Below are 25412 nucleotides of genomic sequence, written 5' to 3'. Positions count from 1 at the left end.
CCAGTTTCGATTAAACCCTTCCCTTCCTTAGTGGCCTGGGCTACACTTGAGGTAGGTCAGGAAACCCGATCCGGACACTGAAGTCCCTTCGGTTTCACGACTCGTCTTCCCCGACATTCATCAAGCACACACGTGTGTAGCCAGTCCGGCCGGCGTTTCGGTTGGGATACGGGAGGAGGGAAGAGGTCATGACCATCGATTCCACCCTCCCACGCGCGGGTTCCCCCGATGACGACAAGAACACCGAGGTCTTCGCCCGCCCGGCCGATCCCTTGTTGACCCCCGAGGATTGGGAGCGTCTGCAGGAGATTGCTCCGGAACTCGTCCACGCCAGTGAGTCACTCGCTGGTCTGGGTGCCGGTGTTGGCACGGATCCCAGCCTCGACGCTTCCGACCTGCTCCTGATGCTCAAGGGAATCGAATACTTATCCCGGGTGACCGCCTCGACGGAGGCCGTCGTGGTGGCGCGTGCCGAACACGAGGTGTCCACGGCCGATTATGGTGCGAAGACTCTTCCAGCCCTGTTGACTCGCCTGTTGAAGATCGATGGGGCGACCGCCCGGCGGCGGGTGCGGTTCGCACGCGCGATCGGGGCGGGCCGGTCTCTCACGGGTGCCCGGCTGGAACCGGTCTACCCTGATGTTGCCCACGCGTTGGCTGGTGGTGGCCTGTCGGTGGATCAGGCGCAGGCGGTGATCCGGGAGATCGAGAAGATCCCCCGCCCGGTCCGGCACGTCCACCACGCCACGGCCGAACGGTTGTTGGTGGACACGGTGCCGAGTGTTGATGTGGCCCAGATTCGTGTCCTGGGTTCTCGGATTCGAGCCTACCTGGATCCTGATGGGCGTTTCGCCGAGGTTCCGCCGTTGGTTGATGAGTTCCATGTGACGGTGACACCCAGGCGTAATGGTGCGTGGAGTTTGACGGGTTTGTTGGATCCGGTGACGGGTGGGAAGTTGCATGGTTTGTTGACGAACCGGCAGAAACCCGAACAGGACACGAGCGGTGACTCCGCCGCAGCCGACGAAGCATCCGATGACCTGCCGCCCGGTGATCTGCCATCGAATGCGGTAACCGCGGATGGACATCCTAGTGCGAAGGCTGCGCATCCGTTTGGGTATCGGGAGCGGCCCGATGGAGCCCGGCGGCATGACATGTTCGCCACACTGATCGATCGGGCAGCGGCCTCGGGTCCGCAGGGTGCGGGTATGGCTTTGATCGTCACCGCGACTGCCGAAGAGTACGCGCAGGGCAAGGCGGAGGTCGAATCCACTGCCGGTCCGATCGGGTTGCAGGATCTGGAAGCCTTGTCTCCGGGTGCTCTCGTGTATTTCCAGGCCAATCAGCCGGGTACTCGGGAAGTCACGGTCAGGAGTGCGGGCAGGTTTGCTACCCGCCGGCAGGTTGAACTTATCGCCGCCAGGGATCGGGGGTGTACGTTCCCGGGATGTGATATGCCGGTGGGGTGGTGCGATGCCCACCATATGATCCCGTGGTCCTCGGGTGGTCCGACGACGGTGTCGAATCTGACGTTGGCGTGCAGGTTCCACCATACGTGGCATGACCAGCATGGGTGGAGGGCTGAACTGATCGCCGGTTTGCCGGCGTGGATTCCACCCCGGCATGTCGATATCGAGCAGCGACCCTTATTCCATTCCCGGTTCACGGCTGCCCTGGTTGATGTGAGTGCCGCGCGGAACGCTGCGGGTTTGCCGCCGGTGTGGGTGCCGGAGGATTTCTCCCCACCGGACTGGAAGACGGAATCCGACCCGCCCGACCCGCCAGGGATATCAGGTTCACAGGACACGACCTCGCCGAGCGCTGACCCACCGGGTTCTGGCACGCCATGGGGCACCCACGGGTCCTACGCCACAGACACGGGCACCGATGCCGACGACACCGACGTCCCACCCTTCTGAATCCCGGTCAGGGCACTGAAGCGCCCAGCGCATTCATCGCGTCATTACTTATCCGACCAGCGCAGAGCGTCGGCGAAGACCCACTGCAGCAGCCGGTCGGTGACGTAGCCGCACAGGCCCAGGGTGGCCATCGCGGCGATCACATAGTCGAAGCGGAACTGGTTGTAGGAATCGATGAGCACATAGCCCACGCCGGACTTCGCACCCAGGATCTCCGCGACGACCACGGTGGTCCAGGCGATGCCGGTGGCCACTCGCAGGCCCGTGACGATACTGGGCGAGGCCGCGGGCAGCACGATCTTCATGATGAGCTCAGCCGGCTTGGCGCCCAACATCCGCCCCGCACGCACCAGCCCCGTGTCAACCCGGGACACCCCGGCCAGGGTGTTGACGTAGACGGGGAAGAAGGTCGCCAGGGCCGTTAAGAACACCGCGGGCTTGTCGCCGATGCCGAAGATGATGAGCGCCAGGGGCACCCAGCCGGTCACGGAGATCGGCCGGATCGCGTTGATCGTCGGGTCGATCATCCGGCGCCCGTGCAGGCTGACGCCTGCGATCACGCCGAAGGCGATCGCCAGCAGCGTGCCGATCAGGAAGCCGATGAGCACGCGGCCCACGGATGCCCCCACGTGCACCAGCCAGGAGGCCGAGTACACGGTCGAGGGGTTGAACTGATCGCCGAACAGGTGGAGTCCGAAGACCCAGTCGGCCAGGGCCGCCACGCACAGGCTCAACGGCGGGAACAGGCCGTTGGCGATCCAGTGCATCCGCCCGGCGACCTCCCAGACGATCGCGATGATCACCGGGATGATCAGGCCCAGGCCCACCGCGCTCAGGTTGCCGGCCAGCCGGGACCGCCCGGGCCGTACCTTGCCGGTGATGGCGGTGGAAGCGGACTGTTTCTTCGCCAGCGTGTTCTTCGTCTGTGTCTTCTTCGCAGATGCCATGACGCCCTCCTCAGTCCGTCTTGCCCAGTTGGTCAGCCGGTTTCCCGGTGATCTCCTCGAGCAGCGAATAGTCCAGGTAGCCCAACAGGTCGCCACTGGTGTCCTTGTCGATGATGCCCATGGTCGTCAGCACCTTGGGCACCCGCAGAATGTCCTCACTGGGCATCTCGTAGACGCCCTTGAAGTGACCCTCCTTGAGGGCATCGGCGATTCCGGCACCGGTTCCGCCCGAGGTGGTGGCGAAGTCGTCCTGCCACTTCTGCGGATCTGATTGCAGCTCGTCCAGCCGTTTCATATAGGCCTCGACCACGGTCTTGGCCTTGTCCCGATCCTTCTCCAGGAAGGAATCGGTCGCCGCGATTCCGCTGCTGACCTCGAAGGACCCCTCATAGAGGGACTTCTGGATCGTGGGCACCGTGGAGCCGTAGCCGGCCGCCAGGACCTCGCCGGACAGAGGCGGGAAGGTGGTGATGGCGTCCACGTCGCCGCGTTGCAGGGCCAGGTTCATATCCGGGAAAGCCTGCATATTGACGAAGGTAGTGTCCTTGTCGACGTCGATCCCGCGTGCCTTCATCGCCGCGGTCATATTGACGTACTGGGTCGAGCCGCGCACCCCGCCGATCTTCTTGCCCTTGAGGTCGTCCCAGTCCTCGATCCCGGAGCCCTTGCGGGCCAAGAACACCGAGCCGCGCGAGGAGATCCCGCTGACGAACTTGAGACGGGGCTTGGCCGATGTCAGCAGGGAGGCGACGTTGTTGTAGCCCACCGGCGACATGTCCAGGGAGCCGTTGGACAGTGCTGTGAGCACATCATTGGAGCTCTTGAACTGGACGTATTCGACGTCGATGCCATCGGGGAGTTCCTTGTCCAGGGTGCGCCAGGGACCCCAGGTGGCAGAGGACACCCAGCCCAGGCGGATCCGGTTCTCACCGGCTGCCCCCGATGCCGCTCCGTAGACACGGCCGCCGGCGACGACCAGGCCCAGCAGGACGACGGCGATGACCAGCCGGGCGATCCAGTTGCGCGGCACGATGCTGCGGGTCGCGGCCATCAGTGCTCACCCCCGTGGGTCACGCCCATGAGCTCATCGGCGCGCTGGGCCTCCTGCCGCAGTTCCTCGAACAGCCGCTGGCGCAGGGCCACGTATTCCGGATCCGTGATCATGTCGTAGCTGCGCGGGCGCGGCAGGTCCACCTCGATGATGCTGCGGATGCTGCCGGGGCGGGCCGTCATCACGACCACCCGGTCGCCCAGGATGAGGGCCTCGTCGATATCGTGGGTGACGAACAGGACGGTCTTGCGGTTGCGCTCCCACAACTCCAGCAGCAGTTCCTGCATGGTGATGCGGGTCTGTGCGTCCAGCGCGCCGAAGGGCTCGTCCATCAGCAGGGTGGGCGGATCGTTGATGAGCACACGGGCCAGGCCCACGCGCTGGCGCATCCCGCCGGAGAGCTCGCTGGGCAGGTGGTCGCCGAAGCCCGCCAGGCCCACCCGTTCCAGCAGTTCGTCTACCTTGTCGTGCAGGCCGGACCTGTCGGCCCCGCGTCCCAGCTTCGGGCCGAAGGCCACGTTCTCCCTGACGCTGAGCCACGGGAAGATGGTGGCCTCCTGGAACACCACCCCGCGGTCCGGACCGGGGGCCGTGACCGCGTCACCGTCGACGGTGACGGTGCCCGAGGTGGGACTGGTGAAGCCCGCGATGAGGTTCAGTGCGGTGGACTTCCCGCAACCGCTGGGGCCGAGCAGGCAGACGAACTCCCGATCGGCGATCTCCAGGTTCAGATCGGCCAGGGCATGCACCTGTTCGTTCGCGTCCCCCGGTTTGGGGAATGTGACGTCGATATCGTCGAGTCGGATCATGCGGGCCACCCCTCATCTGTGATTCACACGACAGTTGTCAGGTTGATCTTATAGACCAGGGGGTATCGGCACAACGCGGCTTGCCGGATGATCCTCCTCCCATGCTTACTCCCGCGCCTTGAGGGTGGCCACGGCGGTGAAGACGTCCACCCCGTCCAGGCGGGCCAGGGATTCGGCGGCGGCCCAGCGGTAGACGCCCTTGGACATGGTCGAGGTCGCGGCGGCCACGAGTTCCGTGAACACCGTGAGGCGCGCCTCGTCGACGGCGCGGCTCACCTCGCCCGAGGAGTCACCCGCCAGCTGCGCGAACTGCGCGGCCAAGCGGTGCTCACCGGCCTCCAACAGGGCAACTGCCCGGTCGGCCAGGGCCTGAGGTCCGCCGGACAGGGCCGCGACCTCGGCGGCCAGTTCGGCCCGCGGAGCCGGTTTGAGCCGGGCCGGGTCCCCATCCCACCAACCCCCGTAGAGCCGCCAGACATTGCGCACAATGAACTCCGGTTCGTCGTAACTGGGCTGCAAGTACCGCTTCTCACGCAGATGTTCCGGCACGGCAAAGGAACCCGCGATCGTCTCCAGGTCCGCCCCCGCATTCATCCCGTCCACCGTGTGATCGACCAAATGGGACAGGTATTCGGCGGTATCCGTCAGCGCCTGCCGGATCCGCTCGGCCCCGAAGATCGGCGCCCCATGACCCGGCAACAGGACCTCCGCGCCCAACCCTGCCATCCACTCCAGCGCCCCCGCCCACTCCCAGGCATAACGCTGCACCTTCTGCGGATTGCCGGGATTGGGCGCGGCCCAGATGAAGAAGTCACCGGTCAGCAGGATCTTCTGCTGTGGTGCCCACCCGATCGTCGCATCGTCGGTCTCACCCCGCCGATGATGCAACTGCATCTCCAGGTCCCCCAACCGCAGGCTCAAGAAGTCCGCATACTCCAGGTCCGGCGCCCGGAAGTGATCGGGGAAGGCATGTTCCGGGGAACCGAACTGCCGCCGGTTGACCCGAGTGTTGTAACCGGCCGTGCGTTCATAACGGCGGAACCGGTGGGCCACATTCTGTTGGGCCACCACCCGCGGCGGACGCGTACCGTTGACCCGGGCCTCGGCGTCGAACAACTCGACCCCGCACACATGGTCGATGTGCCCATGGGAGTACACGACGGTGTGCACGGGCTGATCCGTCAGTTCCCGAATCGCCGCATACAGGGCATCCGCGGCACGGGCCTCCCCCGCATCGAACAGCAGCAGACCCTCCGAGGTGTCGAAAATGTGGACATTGCCGAAAGCCGGCCACATCCACACTCCATCGGCCACCCGATGCGGGCCGGTCTCCTTATAGGCGGCACTGCCGGTGGCGGCCACGGGCCTGGTACCAGACCAGGCGGATTCTGCGTAGGCGAGCAGTTCTTTCGCGGGTGTCACAGTCATATGTTCCTTTCAGCGGGCGACGCGGAAGCCGATGTTCGAGGCGGATGATTCGGGGGTGTTCGACGAGCGCGCGGCGACCCGGTAGCGGTTGCAATAGGAGTCGTGGCACAAAAACGACCCACCGCGCATCACCCGCCGCTGGCCCTCGGCGGGGCCGGGTGGGTCCTGCTCGGGCGAGCGCGGATAGTAGGCGGGGTCGAAGTAGTCCGCACACCACTCCCACACATTGCCCACCGTGTTGTACAGGCCGTAGCCGTTGGGCGCATAGGCATCCGCCGGGGCGGTGCCGGTGTACCCGTCGGCTGCGGTGTTGCGGCTGGGGAATTCTCCCTGCCAGATATTGCAGGGCCAGACGCTCTCGGTCGGCGTGTCACTGGACCCCAACAGCCGGTTGCCCCAGGGGTAGCGGCGGCCGTTCAACCCGCCGCGCGCGGCGAACTCCCATTCGGCCTCGCTCGGCAGGCGGGTTGACGACCAGGCACAGTACGCCAGGGCATCGGCGTGGCTCACGTGCACCACCGGATGGTCCCAGCGGTCCTCGATATCGGAGCCGGCGCCCTCGGGTGCGGCCCAGTGGGCACCGGCCACTTCGCACCACCAGGGGATCTGCGGGTCGCGACCCAATACCTGCGACTGTGGTCCCAGCAGCAGGTGGAATACGGCCGAGGACCCGTAGTGTTCGGCGGTCGTGACATAACCGGTGGCCGCTGTGAAGGCGGCGAATTCGGTGTTCGTCACGGTCGTGGCGCCGATTGAGAAGGGGCTCAGCCGCACCGCGTGGCGTGGCGCCTCGCCGTCGGCTACGTCCCCGTCGCCGTGGGCGTCACCCATCGCGAACTCCCCACCGGGCAGGGCGAGCAGTCCCACCTGCGCCGAGGTCGCGGCAGGTGCCGCTGTCACCTCGGGCGGGACAGGCTCTTCCGCGGCCGCGGCGCCCACCGGGCGCGCGGACCCACAGCAGCAGCCGGGCTGCCCACTACCCAGAGTCCCGCTCACTGGATCGTCTCCGCGATCTGCCTGACCTTCTGAGGCGGGGTGGGAAGCGCGCCGGCGTCGGGGAAGATCTGAACGTCCACGTATTCGATGTACCCGGTGAAACCGCCCTGGGCCCTCCGGTAGCCGGAGATGATCCCGCTACCGGTATCGCAACCCACATCGGTGGTGCCGGAGAAGATGAACGGGACGGTCTTGGGCACCCGCCCGCGTGCGGCCTCGGCACCGTCGACGGTGAGCACCACGGTGCCACCGCGGCCGAACCCGGGGTCGGGATCGACCGTGAAGTCCATCCGCAACTCGTGCTCGCCCGGCGCCAGCACGGTTTCGGCTGCGACGGTGAAGATCTCGGTGGAGAAGTAATTGTGCGTATAGGCGGGCCGGCCGGCGTCCAGGTGGAACAACCAGCCGCCGAACCGGTCCCCCTGGCTCAGCAGTACCCCGTCCGCGCTTTCACCCACGGTGACGGTCGAGGTGACGGCGAAGGACTTGTTCTTGACATTGGGGATCGCCGATTCCGGGAGCCGGCGCATCCCCGGGTGCAGGCGCATCCGGGTTCGGCCGCGGGCCAGATCGGGCCGGCCGGCGATATCGGGATTGAACAGCTGCTTGCGGCGGTCGTCGAGCGGGTAGACCTTGTTCGCCACGGCCTCGCGGTCGAACAACTCTTGGAGTTCCCGCAGTTTCTCCGGCATCTCCTGCGCCAGGTCGTGGGCCTGGGTCCAGTCGTCTGGGGCGTAGAGCTCCCAGCGGTCATCGTCGAAGGCGGGCGTGTCCGCACTGGACCAGGGTGTGCCGTGCTTGGTGCAGGCCGACCAGCCGTCGGCGTAGATGCCGCGGTTGCCGAACATCTCGAAGTACTGCACCACCCCGGATTCCCGCACTGTGTCCGCGGCGAAGGTACCGGTCATGCTGGTGCCGTCGAGGCGCTGCTGGGACACTCCGGCGACCGTTTCCGGCACGGGTAGACCCAGGGCCTCGAGCACGGTCGGATAGATGTCGTTGACGTGGCGCCAGTCGTTGCGCACCCCGCCCACCTGCCCGATCCCGGCGGGCCAGTGCACGATCATCCCCACCCGGGTGCCGCCCCAGCGGGAGGCGACCTGCTTGGTCCACTGATAGGGGGTGTCCATGGCGTGTGCCCAGCCGGCCGGATAGTGGTTGAACGAGGTCTCGGAACCGATCTCGTCGAGCCGTTCGATCACCTCGTCCAGCGAATGGTGGACGCCGTTGAGCGAGGCCTTCTCGTTGATGGTGCCGTGGATCCCGCCCTCGGCACTGGCCCCGTTGTCGCCCAGGATGTAGAAGACCAGTGTGTTCTCCAGCCGGTCGATCCCTTCGAGAGCATCGAGCAGCCTGCCCACCTGGTGGTCGGTGTGTTCGGCGAAGCCGGCGTAGGCCTCCATCAGCCGGGCGGCGACCATCCGCTCCTTGTCGCTTAAGTCCGCCCAGGCGGGGATCTCCGCGTGGCGGGTAGTGAGTTCCGCGGCCTCGGGCACCACGCCCAGCGCCTGCTGGGAGTCAAGGATGCGTTCGCGTTCGGCGTCTCAGCCGGCGTCGAAGCGGCCCCGGTACTTCTCGATCCAGGATTGCGGGGCGTGGTGCGGGGCGTGGGTGGCGCCGAAGGACAGATAGCAGAAGAACGGCCTGTCCGGGGCCAGCGTGTTCTGCATCCGCACCCAGTCGATCGCGTGATCGGTGATGTCGACGCTGAAGTGGTAGTCCGGGTCGTCCGGTTTCTCCACGGGCACGGTGCCGTCGTAGAGCAGGGGGTTGTACTGGTCGGATTCCCCGTCGAGGAAACCGTAGAACCTCTCGAAGCCCTCCCCGGTCGGCCAGCGGTCGAAGGGCCCCGCCGGGGTCGATTCCCACTGTGGGGTCTGGTGCATTTTGCCGAACGCCCCGGTGGCGTAACCGTTGAGGCGTAGCACTTCCGGCAGAGTCGCCGCGGTGTTGGGCCGCACGGAGGTGTAGCCGGGGACCGAGGTGGCCATATGGGTGATGCCGGCCATATTGACCGCGTGATGGTTCCGCCCGGTCATCAGAGACTGCCGGGTGGGCGAGCACAGTGCGGTGGTGTGGAACCGGGTGTAGCGCAGGCCGGACTCGGCCAGGCGTTCGGCCGTGGGCATCCGGCAGGGCCCGCCGTAGGGCGAGCTGGCGCCGAAACCCATATCGTCGAGCAGCACGATGAGGACATTGGGTCCGGCGTGGTCACGGGCGGCCGAGCCCAGGCCGACGGTCTGCGCCCCGGCGAGGTCCCGCGAGGTGTTGACCGGGCCCCATTCATCGGCGATCGGCAGGTGCTTGCGGGCCTCGGCCGGGGCGGGCGCGATGTGTTTGAGATTGGACACGGATTGCCTTTCGCTTGTTTGTACGGTGGGTGCCGGTCAGGCCTTGACGCCCAGCTTGGCGATGGTGGCAGCGGGATGGATCAAGGGAACGCCGATGGCGGTGCAGACGGCGACCAGGACCCCGGAGACCAGGAACACGGTGTTCGCGCCCGCGGCCATGGACCCGGCCGAGGTCAGCAGTGCGCCGATCGCGGCGGGGGCGATGACGCCGGTGAAGGTGACGACCGCCGTGGTCGTGGCCTGCAGGGCGCCGCGGGATTTGACCGGGCTGTACTGGGCCAGCACCAGGAAGGTCAGCGGGAATGTCACCCCGCCGATGCCGAAGGCGATGACGAGTGCTGCCACCAGGGCGCCGCCGGTCAGGGCCGGGGCCAGGAACAGGCACAGCGCTGAGATCACCATGACCACGGCCAGGCCGCCGCCGTAGCAGGCCCGCTGGCTGCGCCCGCGGAACACCATCCGGTCCAGGACCGGCGGGATGATGAGCATGGAGGCGGCGGAGACCACCGATGGCAGGCCGGCGATGAGCGCGGCGTGGGTGAAGTCGAAGCCCTTGGCCTCCAGCAGGCTGGGCATCCAGGCGATGCCGCCGGCGACCAACCAGTAGCAGCCGATCCCGGCCAGCATCAGGCCCACCGTGGTGCGGTTGAACAGGAGTTTCCAGAAGGACACGCGGACGTCCGCCTGGGCGTCCTTGGCCACATCGCCTGAATCCGCGGCGGCCAGGGTCTCCAGCGGCCCCTCCTTGCCGATGAACAGCCAGGCCGCAGCCCAGACGACGCCGGCGATGGCCAGGACGACGAGGGCGCTGCGCCAGCCGTGGACGGCGATGAAGTATCCCAGGACCGGCGAGGCGATCGCGACGCCCAGCGCCGAACCGATCTGGGTCATCGCAGTCGGCAGGCCGCGGCTGCGGGCGGGGAACCACTTCTGCACCGCATGGACCGTCATCGGGCTGGTGGGCCCCTCGGCCGCACCCAACGAGATCCGGCTCAGGTAGAGCATCGGCAGGCTTGCGGCGAAGATGATCGGGGTCGCGGTGATCGACCACAGCAGGGCCAGGACCAGCAGGATCCAGAAGGTCGAGAAGCGCTTGGACAGCCAGCCGACGAACAGGGCGGAGAGGCTGAAGAGGAAGAAGAAACTGGAGGAGATCGCGCCGAACTGGGCGGCGCTGATCCCCAGCTCCTTCATGATAGGGGCTGCGGCCAGGCCCAGGACGGCCTTGTCGCCGAAGTTGATCATCATGAGCAATACGACCATGACGGTCACGGCCCAGGCCCTGCCCATGCTCACGGGCCTGGCCGGAGCCGGGGCGGAAGTGGTCCGGGCACGCATGGCACCGGTGGAACTCTGCACGGAAGTCATCTCAATCCTGCGTCGTTGAAGAAATTGGATAACCACAGACTAGGAGCGGACTACATATAAAACCAGTGCATATAGTTAATAGCTAGTATGTACTGAATGCATGTATCGAATCTGGACCTCAACCTCATCCGGTCCCTGCACGCCCTGCTGGAGGAACGCAGCGTCACTGCAGCGGCCGTGCGCCTGGGGATCACCCAGGGCGCCTGCTCACACGCACTTGGCCGTCTGCGCTCCGTATTCGCCGATGAACTGCTCTACCGCTCCGGGCGGGTCATGGTCTTAACCCCCGAGGCCGAACGCCTTTTGCCCATCGCTCAGGAACTCATGGGGACCGTGGAGAACCGCCTGCTGGCCGACGACTTCGACCCTGCCACGGAATCCGGGGAGTTCAATCTGCTGCTGCCCGATTTCATCAATGCGGTGACCCTGCACGACATCTACACCCGCCTGCACGAACTCGCTCCGGCGGCGACCCTGGCCCCGTCGACGCTGACAGATGCCAATATGGTCCGATTCCTCGACCGGAAGAACTTCGGCGTGGCCATGGTCCCCACCAGGCGTGTGCCCAACGGCATGTCGAGCGCACGAATCGGCACTGTGCGCTTCCGCCTCATGGCCGGCATCGACGACGCGCGCGTCCATGCAGGACTGAGCATCGAGGCGTTCGCGGCCCTGCCCAATATCGTCATCCGCAGGGCCCTCATCCACGAACTCATCGATGCCGAGCTCGCCGCCCTGGGACTGACTCTGAACACCCGGATCGTCCTGGAGACGACACCGGCACTGCACTCACTGGTAACGGGCAACAACCTAGTGGCGCTGAGCTGGCACGGCGCCCGGTCCTCGCCGCGGATCAAGGTCGTCGACCTGCCGATGGAGGACACGCTCATCGACTATTCCCTGGTGTGGCCCACTATCCTCGACGCACACCGACCCAATGTCTGGTTCCGCGACCTGGTGCGCGAGGCGATAGCCCCACACCTCTTGGAATAAGCGCCCGGATTGTTAGGGTCGGAGCATGCACGTGAGTGGACGAACGACGAAAGCCCTGGTCGTCGGCTCCGCCTATGCGGCCTCGACCATGATCCCCTTCGGACGGCTCCGCGGTCGCCGCCTGGCCCTGGCCGCGGCGGTGGGGGCCATGGGCGGAGCAGCCCTCGCCGGGACAGTGGCCTATGTGAACCCGGATAAGTCCTGGGAGAAGTCCCCCACGCCCGATTCCCCTCAAACCGAACCGTCCGGGGAACGGCCGATACCCTCCCCCGTCATCATTGCCGTGGCAGCCGGGATGGGGTCCGTCCTGGGCGCCGGAGGCACGCTGCTGACGGTCTACCTCGACCGCTGGATCGAACACGGACTGCGCCGCGCCGGGGTTCGCCGGCCACGCCCGTGGATGGTTGCCGGGGCGGGCCTCCTCGGTGTGGCACAGGAGGCGTTGGAGTCCAAGACCGCGGAGGACTAGACACCCCGGATGCAGTCCTCAGGCCAGGGTCTGGCCCTTGCGCTCGGGCAGCATGAACATGGCCAGGAACTGCACAACGTAGATGATCGGTAGGAAGGCGAGTGCCGCGCCGAAGCCCACCGAACCGGCCAGCAGCGCGATGACCACAGGGGCGAACCCGCCCAGGGCCCGGCCCACATTGAATAGCAGGTTCTGCGCCAGCGCCCGCACGTGCGTGGGATAGAGCTCTGCCAGCAGGGCCCCGTGACCGCCCAGCATGCCGTTGGCGAAGGCGCCCATGAAGAAGCCGCCCACCAGCAGTGCCGTGGGACCGGTCAGCTGGCTGTAGACCAGGATGGACACGATCGCGCCCGCCTGGAAGATCCAGAACGCCGGTCGGCGGCCCAGCTTGTCGGCCAGCACCCCGAAGATCAGGATGCCGCACAGCATCCCCGCCACGGTCACAGCGGTCCACAGCGATCCCTTGGTCACGCCCAGGCCCAGGGAGGTCGCCAGGTAGTTCGGCAGCCAGGTGATGATGCCGAAGTACCCGAAGTTCTGCACGGTCGTCAGGATGATCATCGCAATGGTGATCCGGGTGGTGCGCGCGTCCTTGAACAGTTCCCCCACCTGGTGGGCGAACGACGCCCCGCCCAGCTCTCCGGCGGCCTTGGCCTGGGTGAAGTGCTCCGGCTCATCGACCCCGCGGCGGATGAAGAAGGCCGCGATCGCCGGCAGGATGCCGATGACGAAGAGGGCCCGCCAGCCCCACAGGGCGATGACCGGACCGGATGCGATGGCGGCGACGAACACGCCCAGCTGGAAGCCCACCCCGACCCAGGAGGTGCCGCGGGCCCGCTGGTGGCTGGCCACGGCCTCGGCGGCCAGGGCCATGCCGATGCCGAACTCACCGCCGATCCCGATCCCGGCGACGAATCGGTAGGCGGCCATGTCCCAGTAGCCCTGGGCAACGGCGGACAGGCCGGTGAACACGGCGAACAGCAGGACCGTCCAGGTCAGCACCTTGACCCGGCCCAGGCGATCGGCCAGGGCGCCGAACACCACGCCGCCGACCACCGCGCCCAGCAGGGTGATGGTCGACAGGGAACCGGCCTGGACGTCGGTCAGGCCGAAGGAGGCGATGATGCCGGAGAGCGCGAAGCTCAGGATCATCAGGTCGAATCCGTCGAGGCCATAGCCGACGGCCGCGGCGACGATGGCCTTGCGCTGGTACTTCGGATCGTGCACGATGGGTGTGCTCGCCGGGGGCCGGGCTTCGGTGGCGGCGGGTTCGGGCGTGGGCATGCGGGGGCCTTTCACGGTCGGAATGCGGAAATGGGCTCAGCCGCCGGAGGGCTGGCTCGTACGCACCCCACCGGATGAGGGCCACCGACTATTATGCACCCGCCGGGCCCGTACGTGTCGGGCCCCGCCTCATCCGTAGGCCAGCGTGCGCGCGTCCCGCGCGTTCGTGCGGATGCGGTAGATGCTGGTCGAGGCGCAGATGTACAGCGTCGTCCCGTCCGCCCCGCCGAAGCAGCAGTTGGCCACCTTCTCCGGCACCGGAATCGGCGCGCTGACCAATCGGATGCGCCAAAGCGCCCACAGCGGGCCCGATGACGTCAGGGAGGCGGTCATCGAGCACGAGGCGATCCTGCGTGCGCTGCGCGCCGGGGATACGGCGACCGCGATGGCTGCCATCGCCGCCCATATCGACAATGTCAGGGACCGTTCGATCGCCAGCATCCGCTGAGCCGGGGCGTGGGGCCCCGCGCGGAGCCCAGAACATACGGAAACCTGCAGGCCATACGCGTATACGCGTATGGCCTGCAGGTTTCCGTATGGGATGTGCTCAGCTCGGCCCTACCCCAGTCCCAGCGTCCCGGGCAGCCACAGGCTGATCATCGGGATGAAGGAGATCAGGCACAGGGTCACGAGCATCGGGATGAAGAACGGCACGGCGCCCTTGATCACGGTCGTCACCGGATACTTCGTGACCGATGACAGCACGAACAGCACCAGCCCCACCGGCGGGGTCAGCAGACCGATCATCAGGTTGAAGATCATCATGGTGCCGAAGTGGATCGGGCTCAGGCCGAAGGCCTCGGCCACCGGGACCAGCACCGGCGCCAGGATCAGGATCGCCGAGGTCGGTTCGAGTACCGCGCCCACGATCAGCAGCAGGATATTGGCCAGAATCAGGAACACCAGGGGCCGGTCGGTGATCCCCAGGATCACATCGGCGGCCAGCTGCGGGGCCTGCTCACGGGCCAGGACCCAGCCGAACAGGCCGGCCGCCGCGACGATCAGCAGGGTGCCGCCGGCGGTCTCCACCGTGGTCACCAGGGCGTGCTTGAGGTTCTTCCAGCTCAGGTTCCGGTAGCAGATCGCCAGGACCGCCACATAGGCCACGCCGATCGCGCTGGCCTCGGTCGGGGTGAAGATGCCAGAGAGGATGCCGCCGAGGATCACCACGGCCGCACCGGCCGGCGGAATGGCCTTGAGCGCCTTCTTACCGCGCTCGCCCCAGCTCGCCTTGTCCAGACGCAGATCGTTGCGCTTGCGCATCATGAACCACACGGTGATGCACAGCAGCACGACCAGGATCAGCGCCGGGATGATACCGGAGGCGAACAGCGATCCGACGGACACGCCGGCGGTAACCGCGAAGATGATCGCGGGGATCGACGGCGGCAGCATCGGGGCGATGAGCGAGGAGGCGCCGGTGATGCCCAGGGAGAACTCCTTGGGGTAACCGCGGCGCACCATCGCCGGCACCTGGATCCGGCCCATCGCAGCGGCGTCGGAGATCGCGGCCCCGGAGATCCAGGAGAAGCCGAAACTGGTGAAGATGTTGACATAGCCCAGGGAACCGCGGACGTGGCCGATGGCCGAGACCGCGAAGTCGTAGAGCTTATCGGTGGCCCCGGAGATGTTCGCCAGATTGCCCAGCAGGATGAACATCGGAACGGCCAGGATCGCGAAGTCGAACACCCCCGAGGTGCTCTGCTGGGCGGCGATCGCCAGCGTCGCCGTTGGGTCGAACAGGATGTAGAGCAGGGACGGCACCAACAGGGCGACGGCCACGGGCACGCGCAGTGCCAGGAGGACCAGCAGGCCCACGATCATCCATAAGAGCGTCATCAGATGCCCTCCATTCCGGCGGCCTTGTCGGCGGGGTCGGGTTCGTCGTCGGGGTACCGCAGCTGCAGATACAGGGCGATGAGGGTGTGGAACAGGACGCCCACGAAGCCCACCAGCGCAGCGGCGTAAAGCAACCCGGTGGGCAGGCCGGTGGCGGGCAGGGTGACGGTGTGCACGATGTCGATGAGCATGATGCCGCCGATCGCGATGACCACGGAGGTCGCTGCGACGATGATGTCGGCGATGACCGAGATCACCTGCGCCACCCGCTTGGGCACCACGGTGGCGATGAGGTCCACGGTGATGTGGGCGCGCCGCGATGATACGAAGGCCGCGGCCAGGAAGGTTAGCCAGACCAGGAACAGGCGGGCCGATTCCTCGGTCCACGACAGCGGGGAGTTGAACACATAGCGGGTCACGACCTGGGTGATGACGAGGACGAACAGTCCCACCAGCAGGATGCTGGTGATGAAGCGCTCGATGTTGATCAGCCAGCGGTAGACCGCCGAACGCCGTTCGATGTGATCCTGCGGGAATTCCAGGTCATCTGCGACCGGCTCCGTGGGCGTGGGTACGGTGGACTCACTCATCACTTCTCACCGCCCTGCGATGCCTTGCCGGCGGGCATACCCGCGACCTCTTTCTGGATGTCCAGGTAGAGCTGCTGATAGGGCGTCTTGGGCAGCATCTGGTCCTTGATGCGGTCGCGGAAACCGTCCACGTCCACATCCTCGACGACCTTGATCGTGTCATCGGACTTCCAGTTGGCCAGGATGTCGCGTTCTTCGTCCTTGACGCACTGCAGGTTCGCCCGGCGGGCCGAATCCGCCGCGTGCATCACGGCGTCCCGGTCGGCCGGCTCCAACCCGTCGAGGAAGTGGTCGCTGGTGACCAGCTGGATGCCCTGGACGATGTGCCCGGTCAGGCTGATGGTCGACTGCACTTCCTCGAACTTGTTCGAGGACACCGTCGGGATGGGGTTCTCCTCCGCGTCGATCGCGTGCTGTTGCAGGGCCAGGTAGACCTCGGTCAGGGCCATCGGCGTGGCGGTCCCGCCGAAGGCGTTGATCATCTGCAGGTACAGCGGAGCATCGGGGGTCCGGATCTTCAGGCCCTTGAAGTCGTCGGGGTTGCGCACCGGCTTGTTGGCCGTGACATGGCGCGCCCCGTAGTACCAGGAGCTGAAGACGTGCAGGCCGGTTTCGGCGGCCATATCGTCGTAGACCTTCTCCAGGGTCTTGCCGCGGGTGCCCTGATCGTACTCGTCCGCGCTCGTGAACAGATAGGGCGCATCGACCACTGCCGAATCCGGGTACCAGACTCCGAAGAAGGCACCGGAGGAGATGCCGATGTCCAGGGCCCCGGTGGCGACCTGTTCGACGATCTCGGCCTCGGTGCCCAGCTGGGACGAGGGGTAGACCTGCAGATCGATGCCCTTGGTCGCCAGTTCCTTCTTCATAGTGGCGGTGCCGCAGCGATTGGACGGATGTTTGGACTCGTAGACATTGGCCAGCCGGATCACCTTGGCGTCCGGATCCGGTGCGTCCTTGGCGAAGCCGCTGATGTCCACCGGGTCCATCAAGCCGCAACCGGACAATGTCAGTGCGAGCGCGCTCAGGCAGGCGGCGGCAGCCGTTGCCAGTCGTCGTCTCATATCGTTCTCCCTCGAACGGTAAGTGGGGGTCCATTCCCCCAAAGCTCTCCTATAGGAATGCTGAACAACCTATATGAATGTGATGTGCATTGCAAGAGTCATCCCATGTTTCGGATCCATATGAATCCGATGGATCCACATGGATCCGAAACACGGGATACTCACATCGAGATACCCAGGGCCCCGCGGGTGAGTTGGAAGCCCACATCGGCCCGCGGCGGGGTCTGCGAGGCGAACTCACCGGCCAGTGCCGCGGCCAGGACCGACTGCACACTCGGCCGGGCTCCGCCACCGCCGAGCACCACGTCGAGCCCGGCGACGGGCTGATCCCCCACTTGTACGGTGGGGATGAAGCGGTGCGGCTGCCAGGGCCGGCCCGCGGTGAACACGAGCAGCGCCAGAGCACCGGATGCGCCCATCCCGGTGGCGGCCTCGAGCCAGTCCCCGGTGCCCAGCTCCATCACGTGTAGTCCGGGCTCTGACACCACGGCGGCATAGGCCAGAGTCGGCGCCACCGGGCCGGTGCCCGGGATGCCGAAGGCCGTGCGGAATCGCGGATCGGCCAGCAGCGGATCTCCCTGGGCCACCAATACGGAGCCGCCCTGGGCCAACAGTCCGCGGATCACCTCGATCGCCTCGGCCACGAGTCCGTCAGCGGCCCCCCGGCCGGTGGCAATCCCGACGACGGGACCGTCCAGACGGCCGGCGGCCGGGGCCCCCGCATCGTCCCGGTCGCCCAACAGGCCGCGCACGTGCGCGGTGGCTGCCGCGATTCCGCCGTCACCCTGGATGCTCGCCCAGCCAAAGGCCCCGGCGTCCACCCCGCGTTCGGCCAGGGCCGAATGGAAGTAGTCGTTGTGCGTCTTCTCGCAGCCGTGTTCCAAGAACACGCAGCTGCCCACATAGGGGTGCGTCGCATAGCCGATCAGGGTATCGCGGAAGATCTCCTCGGCACTGCCACTGGACACCCCGCAGCCCTCGGTGTGTGGCAGGGCGATCACCGGCAGTCCGGCGCCGCCCTGCCCGTGACCCGGGGCACTCTCGCCGTGGGCGATCTGCTCGGCCACCTGGCCCGAACACAGACTGGTGGGCAGCACCAGGTCCACCCTGGCTGCTACCGGCGCGCCGTCCCCGAGGTCCCCACCCGCGGCCGCCGCCGCGACCAGCGGATGCCCCGCCGGCCTGGCCGAGGCCACCGGCCGGTCGCTCCAGGACCGCCAGATCTGAGTCTGCGACTGGCCAGAGGCCTCGCCCTTGGACCGGACTCCCCCGGCCGTGGCCAGGGCCAGTTCGAACAGCTCCTCCCCGCAGACGGACAGGGGCAGCCCGTCGAGCATCCGGCCGGCGTTGAAGTCCATATCGGACTCCAGCTTGGTGAAGCGCTCGGTCGTCGTGACCACCTTGAGGGTGGGCACGAAGGGGAAGTTCGTGATCGAGCCGTTGCCGGTGGTGAAGATGATGAGATTGCAACCGGCGGCCACCTGGCCCGCGATGGACTCCAGGTCATTGCCGGGTGAGTCCATAAAGCAGTAGCCGGGAGCCGTCATCGGCTCGCCGTAGTCGATCACGTAGTCGATCGCCAGCCTGGGGTCCTTCTTGCGTGAGGCACCCAGGGACTTCAGCGTGATGTTGTACAGGCCGCGGTAGATATTGCCGCCGGACACATTGCCCTCGGCGGTGTGGCCATGGGCCGCCGCATAGTCCTTGAAGCGCTGCTGAACGCTTAAGAACCTGTCCGTCACACCGGCATCGGCAACCCGGGCCAGGGTGTGGACCTCGGAGCCGATCAGCTCATCGGTCTCGGCCAGGTTCGCAGCGCCCCCGTGGTCGACCAGACGGAACATCGCATCGCCTAGGACCTGATTGGCGCTCGCCCCGGAGAAGGCGTCGGAGCCACCGCACTGCAGACCCACCCGCAGGGCCGACAGCGGCGCGGGCGTCCGGCGCTGGGCCACGACCCGCGGCGCCACCGTCTCGGCCACCCGCACGATGGACTCGACCGCCTCGTCCCCGGCGTCGGCGGCCAGGCAGAAGCGCACCGCGTACTCCTGCGGATCCGCATACACCTGTGTCAGGGCGGCCAGCACCTCGGCATTGCTCACCGCATTGTCCGGATCGCCCACGAACACCGCAGCGCCCACATTCGGATTGACCGCGAAGCCGGCCAGGGTGCGCAGCAGCAGGTCCTTGTTCGCCGGTGCCGTGGCCCCGCCGGCCTCGGTGTGGACCACGGGGACCACCCCGTCGAAGTCCGCGGTGGCGGGGTAGAGCTCGGACAGTCGTGCGGCGGCGGCGAACACAGCGGCCCGCGAGCGCGAGGTGACCCCGATGATCGCCAGGTGGTTCCGCGTCCCCCAGCCCCGCTTGGGTCCCCGGTGGTACCCGGGGAACGTGCGCTCATCTGCCCGGGTGGGCACATTGGGCCCGTATGCCGGGTGCTCCGGCAGGGTCCGATCGGCCACGGTGTCGCGGTCGCGGAAGGTCACGGGCAGGTCAGCGGGGAACTCGCCGGGATGGCGCGCCAGCAGCACGCCGTGCATCTTCTCATTGCACACATAGTCCCCCGGCGCTAGATCGGCCAGGGCGTGGCCGAAGGGCATCCCCCAGGATGTCAGCGCCTCGCCGCGCGCAATCGGGCGCGCGCACACGCGGTGGCCCTGCAGGATCGGGTGGGTGAGCACGCGCTCCACCCCGTCGATGCGCAGGACGGTCCCGGCGTCCAGGCGCCGCGGCACGATGGCGACGTTGTCCTCGGGTGTGGGCAGGATGTACTGGGGCGTCTTCGCCCCTACGGCCCCGTGGGGTCCGGCGGTCTCCAGGGTCATGGCGGCACCCTACCCCACCGCGGTCAGCGCGGCGGCGTCCACGTCCAGCTCGGCGGCCAGGGCGCGCAGATCGGCGACCAGGGCGTCGCCCAGTTCCACCGCGACCGCATACTCCCGCTGCAGCGTGTATTCCTTCTCCCCTGGTACCAGGAGCGTGTCCCTGGTCCCGTCGGCGGCCCGGGCGCCGGCGCCGTGGACGGCGTCCTGCAGGGCCGCGACCTTGGTTTCGACCGCACTGCGGCCGGCGAAGCGCTCGGTGTCGAAGGCGATGAGGAAGTGGCCGTTGTTCATCCGGGAGGCGGGGTTGTCCCAGATGTCCTGGGTGTCGAAGGCGTAGGTCGCGGTGTTCAGGGCCGAGGCCAGGCCCTCCAGCAGCACGGACACGCCGGATCCCTTGTGGTCGCCGAAGGGCACCAGGGCCCCGTCGATCGCGCCCTGCGGATCGGTCGTCGGATTGCCCTGGGCGTCGACCGCCCAGCCGGCGGGGATGGGCCGGCCTGCCTGCTTGGCCGCCATCACCTTGCCGAAGGCCCCGTTGGAGGTCGCCATATCGACCGTCAGCGGGTCGGTCCCCGCGCTGGGCATGGCGATGGTCAGCGGGTTGGTGCCCAGCACCGTGGACACGCCGCCGTAGGGGGCGACGGTGGGTCCCGTGGACGAGGTCAGGAAGCCCACCAGCCCGCGGGCCACCAGCTGGTCGGTCCAGAACTGCCCTGCGCCGTAGTGGCTCGAGTTCTCCACGGAGATCGCGGCGATTCCGTATTCCGCGACGGCCTGCACGGCCCAGTCCACCCCGCGCTGCATGACGACCTGGCCCAGGCCTGCGTCGCCATTGAGCGTTGCGGTGGCACCGGTGGCCCGCAGCACGGGTTCGGGGTTGGCCTTGATCCCGCCCTCACGTAGGGCGGAGACGTAGAGCGGCAGGCGCAGCAGGCCGTGGGAGTTGATCCCGCGCTGGTCGGCCAGGACCAGGCTGCGGGCGGTCAGCCGGGCGTCCTCGGCCGGCACGTGCTGTGTCTGCAGGGCGGCGGCGGCGAGGTCCAGCAGTCCGGTGACATCGTATTTCATGGGATGGCTTCCTTCTATGAGTCGGTGGGGCTGTGACAGGGGCAGGACGTCAGTCCTTGTACCAGGCGCGGGTCGCGAAGGCGGTGACGGCGCCGATCACGGCGAAGCCCACGAACAACAGGGTGACGGGCCACGGCTTGTCCCCGGCGGCCGTGACGAGGGCAGCGGCGACCGCTGCGATGGGCCCGGCCAGGAAGGCGGACATCGGCTCGCGCACCAGGACCAGGCCGGACAGCCGGTGTTCGGGCTTGAACAGGCGCGAGAGCAGCACACTGTGCGAGGCGTAGCCGCTGGCCAGTGCGATGCTCAGGCCCAGCACCATGGTGGCGATGATGATGAGCTCATTGCCGGTGCCGAAGAGCCCGAAGGCGGTCAGGCCGAAGACGACGAACATCAGCATGGAGAACAGCCACACCGTGACACGGCCGACCCTGTCCGTCAGCCAGCCGAAGAAGGGCACGCCTGCGACCGCCAGGATGGAGGAGACGAGGTTCGCCGTCAGCCCGAAGCTCGCCGGCATCTCCAGGGTCTTGGTGATGTAGGACAGCATGTAGACCTGGACCAGGGTGGAGAAGGCCAGATAGGGTCCGGCGATTCCCCAGCCCACCAGGATGCGATTCCACTGCTGCTTGATGGCCTCGAGCGCGGGGACCTTCGTGACCTTGCCCTGGTCCTCGACCTGGGAGAATTCCTCGGTCTCCGTGATCCCGAAGCGGATCCAGATGCCGATGGCGATGGTGATGACGGCGAAGAAGAAGGGCAGGCGCCAGCCCCAGCTGAACAGCGCCTCCTCCGGCAGGGTGGAGACCAGGGCGAAGACGGCGGTGGCGATGACGATGCCGCCGAAGGTGCCCATGCCGGGCAGGGAGATGCGCAGGCCCAGGCCCTTCTTCCCGCCGTTCTCGGCCATCATGACCATGGTGCCGACCTGTTCGGCACCGGCCCCCATGCCCTGGACGATCCGGCAGATCGCCAGCAGCACGGGTGCCCACAGGCCCACCGACTGGTAGGTCGGCAGCATGCCGATGGCCAGTGTGGACACACCCATGATGAGCAGGGTGGCCAGCAGCATGGGCTTGCGGCCCCAGCGGTCGCCGAAGTGGCTGAACACGATGCCGCCGATCGGGCGGCCGATGTAGCCGATCGCAAAGGTCAGCAGCGCGCTGATCGTCTGCGCCGCGGGCGACTGGCTGGGGAAGAACAGCGGGCCGAAGACCACGGCCGCGGCCAGGCCGAACAGGGTGAAGTCGTAGAACTCGATGATGCTGCCGACGATGCCGGCCGCCGCTGTCCGTTTGACGTTCTTCTTCCGGTCCGCGGGTGTTGCGGGTGCGGTCTGCGATCCGTCCTTGGATCGATCGAGCGCGATTGCCATCGGGCATGCTCCTTTGCACGGGGTCACGGCGGAGGCTCTCACCGTTCCGTCATGTCACTTATCGGGCGTTCCTATAGGAACTTCAAGTAACCTATAAGACATCGGGGTTATGCGCAAGGAGACACCGAATTCGGTTGACCGCGCGAAACATCCTATGTTTGAATCAAGACATGACGGGCAGCGCCGCCAGATGTCGCTTATCGTGCGCTGGCCGCCGCCCGAATCCACCAGTGATCTCCACGGAAAGGCCATCATGTCCACCATCTCCGACATCGATGTCGTCGACCTGCGCTTCCCGACGTCCAAGAGCCTCGACGGCTCGGACGCCATGAACCCGGACCCTGACTACTCAGCCGCCTACCTGATCGTGCGCACCACGGACGACGCCGCGGGCGCCCCCGACGCCGGCCACGGCTTCGTCTTCACGATCGGACGCGGCAACGACATCCAGACCGAGGCGATCCGCGTCATCGCCCAGACGATCAAGGGCCGCGAGGTCGAACCGATCCTCGAAGACATGGGATCTTTCTGGCGTGAGCTGGTCCACGACTCCCAGATGCGCTGGCTGGGCCCGGAGAAGGGCGTGAGCCATATGGCGATCGGCGCCGTGGTCAACGCCATGTGGGACCTCAAGGCCAAGCGCGCCGGCATGCCGCTGTGGGAACTGCTGGGCACCATGAGCGCCGAGGACCTGCTGGACCTGGTCGACCTGCGCTACCTGAGCGACTTCATGACCCGCGAGGACGCCCTGGCGATCCTCAAGCGCGGCGAGGCCGGCAGGGCCGAACGCATCCAGTACCTCAAGGACAACGGCTACATGGCCTACACGACCAGTCCCGGCTGGCTGGGCTACTCGGATGAGAAACTGGCCCGACTGTGCCGCGAGGCGATCGCCGACGGCTTCGAGCAGATCAAGCTCAAGGTCGGCGCCGACCGCGCAGACGACATCCGCCGCCTGTCGATCGCCCGCGAGATCTGCGGTGAGGGCTTCCCCATCGCGATCGACGCGAACCAGCGCTGGGACGTCGCCGAGGCGATCTCCTGGATCAACGACCTGGCCAAGTTCGACCTGCGCTGGGTCGAGGAGCCCACCAGCCCCGACGATGTGCTGGGCCACGCCGCGATCCAGCAGGGCATCTCGCCGACCCCGGTGGCCACCGGCGAACACTGCCAGAACCGCATCCTGTTCAAGCAGTTCCTGCAGGCCGATGCGCTGCGCGTCATGCAGATCGACGCCTCCCGCGTGGCCGGCGTCAACGAGAACATCGTGAACCTGCTGCTGGCCGCCCACGCCGGCGTTCCCGTGTGCCCCCACGCCGGCGGCGTGGGGCTGTGCGAGCTGGTCCAGCACATGTCGATGTTCGACTTCGTGGCCGTCTCCGGCACCATGGAGGGCCGCTGCATCGAGTTCGTCGACCACCTGCACGAACACTTCGTCACCCCCACCGATGTGCACGCCGGACGCTACTGGGCACCGGCCGCACCCGGTTCCGGCGCCGAGGTCCTGCCCGCCACCCTGCACGACTTCGCCTTCCCGTTCGGCCCCGAATGGGCCGACACCCCCGAGGGACGCGCCGCCATCGCAGCGGCGCCGGCGGCACCCGCCGCCCAGTAGTCCACCATCGAACCACCGCTTCACGAAAGAAGGCATCCAGCCTTGACTACAACCTCGGCCCACGCCGCTGTGGACCATTCGAAGGAGCCGATCACGGGCAAGGTCGTGTTCATCGCGATCCTGGCCGGATTCTCCGGACTGCTCTACGGGTACGACTCCGGGGCCATCTCCGGCGCGCTGCCGCCGATGACCGAACAGCTGGGGCTCGACGCGGGCCAGCAGGGGCTCATCACCTCGCTGCTGCTGTGGGGTGCCCTGCCCTCGATCATCGGCGCATCGATCGCCGCGCGCCGGTTCGACCGCCGCCACCTGCTCATCGTCGCGGCCGTCATCTTCCTCGTCGGCTCGCTCGTGTTCTTCTTCGCCCCCGGCGTCGGGCTGATCGGCACGACCCGCTTCTTCCTGGGCCTGGGCGTGGGGATCGCGAACATGTTCGGCCTGATCTACCTCTCCGAGCTCTCCCCCACCCGGATCCGCGGGCTGCTCACCGGCATGTACCAGCTGGCGGTGAACCTGGGCATCCTGTGCGCCTACATCGTGGGCGACGCCTTCCAGGCATCCGGCAAATGGGAGTGGATCCTGGGGTTGGGCGCCGTGCCCGCCCTGATCTTCCTGATCGGCATGATCATCGCCCCGGCCAGCCCGCGCTGGCTCATCACCCGCGGCCGCCACGAGGACGCCGTCAAGGTGCTTTCCACCCTGCGCGCCACCGAGGACATCGCCAGGGCCGAGGCCGATGACATCGCGGGCAGCCTGAGCCGCCAGACCGGCGGGATCAAGGCGCTGTTCACCTCATCGCGCAAACCGCTGATCGTGCTGTTCATCCTGACGTTCTTCCAGGTCTTCACCGGCATCAACGCGGTCGTCTACTACGCCCCGATCATCTTCCAGGAATCCGGGATGGGCGATTCGGCCGGCATGTACGCCAACTACGGCGTGGGCATCGCCCTGGTCGTGTCCACCGCGATCGCCCTGCCGATCATCGACCGGCTGGGCCGCGTGAAGCTGCTGGCCATCTCCATGGCCGGCCAGACCATCGCGATGATCGCCCTGTGGCTGCTGCCCGACGCCGGCTGGTTCTCGATCGCCGCGGTGTTCGTCTACACCTTCGCCTTCGGCATCGGCATGGGTCCGGTGTTCTGGCTGCTGGTGCCCGAGGTCCTGCCCCTGTCGGTGCGCGCGATCGGCACCGGGGTCATCACCTTCACCCAGTACCTGTTCAACGCCATCTTCTCCGCGATCTTCCCCGTCGTGCTCGCCGGGATCGGGCCGTGGGTGTTCTTCATCTTCGCCGCCCTGTCCGCTCTGGCATGCTGGTATGTGCTGGCGCGGGTCCCGGAGACCAGCGGCAAGTCGCTGGAGGAGATCGAAGCGCACTGGCGCCAGGCCTCGGCCACGGCCTGAGGCTTTCAGAAAGGGGA

At 67.1% G+C, this 25412-nt stretch carries 19 protein-coding genes and 1 pseudogene; 6 read left to right on the top strand and 14 right to left on the bottom strand.

The window, feature by feature from the left end:
* Positions 1-188: 188 nt before the first annotated feature.
* Positions 189-1919, top strand: a complete 1731-nt coding sequence (locus tag NQ034_RS07825) for an HNH endonuclease signature motif containing protein (protein WP_257048112.1) — start codon at positions 189-191, stop codon at positions 1917-1919.
* Between the two features lie 44 nt (positions 1920-1963).
* Here NQ034_RS07825 and NQ034_RS07820 read toward each other — a convergent pair whose 3' ends face one another.
* From NQ034_RS07820 to NQ034_RS07790, 7 genes and pseudogenes are all read right to left on the bottom strand, one after another.
* A complete protein-coding gene (locus NQ034_RS07820; RefSeq protein ID WP_257048111.1) occupies positions 1964-2866 on the bottom strand; it encodes an ABC transporter permease in 903 nt (300 codons plus the stop codon).
* Between the two features lie 10 nt (positions 2867-2876).
* Entirely contained in the window at positions 2877-3917 is a 1041-nt protein-coding gene (locus tag NQ034_RS07815; protein WP_257048109.1) for an ABC transporter substrate-binding protein, read from the bottom strand.
* Positions 3917-4726 carry an ABC transporter ATP-binding protein gene (locus tag NQ034_RS07810; RefSeq protein ID WP_257048108.1) on the bottom strand — a complete coding sequence of 270 codons (810 nt, stop codon included), beginning with the start codon at positions 4724-4726 and terminating at the stop codon, positions 3917-3919. Before NQ034_RS07810 ends, NQ034_RS07815 begins: the two co-directional genes overlap by 1 nt.
* 105 nt (positions 4727-4831) lie before the next feature.
* Entirely contained in the window at positions 4832-6154 is a 1323-nt protein-coding gene (locus tag NQ034_RS07805; protein WP_257048106.1) for an alkyl sulfatase dimerization domain-containing protein, read from the bottom strand.
* 9 nt (positions 6155-6163) lie between these two features.
* A complete protein-coding gene (locus NQ034_RS07800; RefSeq protein WP_306439911.1) occupies positions 6164-7138 on the bottom strand; it encodes a formylglycine-generating enzyme family protein in 975 nt (324 codons plus the stop codon).
* 8 nt (positions 7139-7146) lie between these two features.
* Positions 7147-9501, bottom strand: a pseudogene (locus NQ034_RS07795) (arylsulfatase).
* Positions 9502-9537: 36 nt separating this feature from the next.
* Positions 9538-10869, bottom strand: a complete 1332-nt coding sequence (locus tag NQ034_RS07790; RefSeq protein WP_257048103.1) for an MFS transporter — start codon at positions 10867-10869, stop codon at positions 9538-9540.
* 96 nt (positions 10870-10965) lie between these two features.
* Here NQ034_RS07790 and NQ034_RS07785 point away from each other — a divergent pair, with 96 nt between their 5' ends.
* Both NQ034_RS07785 and NQ034_RS07780 read left to right on the top strand, forming a co-directional pair.
* Positions 10966-11862: a LysR family transcriptional regulator gene (locus tag NQ034_RS07785; RefSeq protein ID WP_257048102.1), complete on the top strand. Its 897-nt coding sequence runs from the start codon at positions 10966-10968 to the stop codon at positions 11860-11862.
* Between the two features lie 31 nt (positions 11863-11893).
* Entirely contained in the window at positions 11894-12331 is a 438-nt protein-coding gene (locus tag NQ034_RS07780; RefSeq protein WP_257048101.1) for a hypothetical protein, read from the top strand.
* 18 nt (positions 12332-12349) lie between these two features.
* On the opposite strand, the gene NQ034_RS07775 is transcribed toward NQ034_RS07780, so the two are convergent.
* A complete protein-coding gene (locus NQ034_RS07775; RefSeq protein ID WP_257048099.1) occupies positions 12350-13615 on the bottom strand; it encodes an MFS transporter in 1266 nt (421 codons plus the stop codon).
* A 181-nt stretch (positions 13616-13796) separates the two neighbouring features.
* On the opposite strand from NQ034_RS07775, the gene NQ034_RS07770 reads away from it, so the two are divergent.
* Complete coding sequence (locus tag NQ034_RS07770) at positions 13797-14063, top strand: FCD domain-containing protein (protein ID WP_257048098.1); 267 nt, start codon at positions 13797-13799, stop codon at positions 14061-14063.
* Between the two features lie 110 nt (positions 14064-14173).
* Here NQ034_RS07770 and NQ034_RS07765 read toward each other — a convergent pair whose 3' ends face one another.
* The 6 genes from NQ034_RS07765 to NQ034_RS07740 all read right to left on the bottom strand — a co-directional run bounded on the left by NQ034_RS07765 (position 14174) and on the right by NQ034_RS07740 (position 22376).
* A complete protein-coding gene (locus tag NQ034_RS07765) occupies positions 14174-15454 on the bottom strand; it encodes a TRAP transporter large permease (protein ID WP_257048097.1) in 1281 nt (426 codons plus the stop codon).
* Positions 15454-16044 (bottom strand): TRAP transporter small permease, encoded by a 591-nt coding sequence (locus NQ034_RS07760; protein ID WP_257048096.1) that lies wholly within the window; start codon positions 16042-16044, stop codon positions 15454-15456. The genes NQ034_RS07765 and NQ034_RS07760 overlap by 1 nt, the downstream gene beginning before the upstream one ends.
* A complete protein-coding gene (locus NQ034_RS07755) occupies positions 16044-17108 on the bottom strand; it encodes a DctP family TRAP transporter solute-binding subunit (protein ID WP_257048095.1) in 1065 nt (354 codons plus the stop codon). The genes NQ034_RS07760 and NQ034_RS07755 overlap by 1 nt, the downstream gene beginning before the upstream one ends.
* A gap of 161 nt (positions 17109-17269) precedes the next feature.
* The gene (locus NQ034_RS07750) at positions 17270-19933 is read right to left on the bottom strand and encodes a UxaA family hydrolase (protein ID WP_257048094.1); all 2664 of its coding nucleotides are present in this window, start codon (positions 19931-19933) and stop codon (positions 17270-17272) included.
* A 9-nt stretch (positions 19934-19942) separates the two neighbouring features.
* Positions 19943-21001 carry an Ldh family oxidoreductase gene (locus NQ034_RS07745; protein WP_257048093.1) on the bottom strand — a complete coding sequence of 353 codons (1059 nt, stop codon included), beginning with the start codon at positions 20999-21001 and terminating at the stop codon, positions 19943-19945.
* 49 nt (positions 21002-21050) lie between these two features.
* Positions 21051-22376: an MFS transporter gene (locus tag NQ034_RS07740; protein ID WP_257048092.1), complete on the bottom strand. Its 1326-nt coding sequence runs from the start codon at positions 22374-22376 to the stop codon at positions 21051-21053.
* A 253-nt stretch (positions 22377-22629) separates the two neighbouring features.
* Between NQ034_RS07740 and NQ034_RS07735 the strand changes: the two genes are divergently transcribed.
* Together NQ034_RS07735 and NQ034_RS07730 are read left to right on the top strand one after the other, a co-directional pair.
* Positions 22630-23991: an enolase C-terminal domain-like protein gene (locus tag NQ034_RS07735; RefSeq protein WP_257048091.1), complete on the top strand. Its 1362-nt coding sequence runs from the start codon at positions 22630-22632 to the stop codon at positions 23989-23991.
* A 42-nt stretch (positions 23992-24033) separates the two neighbouring features.
* Positions 24034-25395: a sugar porter family MFS transporter gene (locus NQ034_RS07730; protein ID WP_257048090.1), complete on the top strand. Its 1362-nt coding sequence runs from the start codon at positions 24034-24036 to the stop codon at positions 25393-25395.
* Positions 25396-25412: the final 17 nt, after the last annotated feature.

Source organism: Brevibacterium moorei (assembly GCF_024580735.1).
In the GTDB taxonomy this organism is placed as follows: domain Bacteria; phylum Actinomycetota; class Actinomycetes; order Actinomycetales; family Brevibacteriaceae; genus Brevibacterium; species Brevibacterium moorei.
This window is presented reverse-complemented; position numbering and strand designations above follow the sequence as displayed.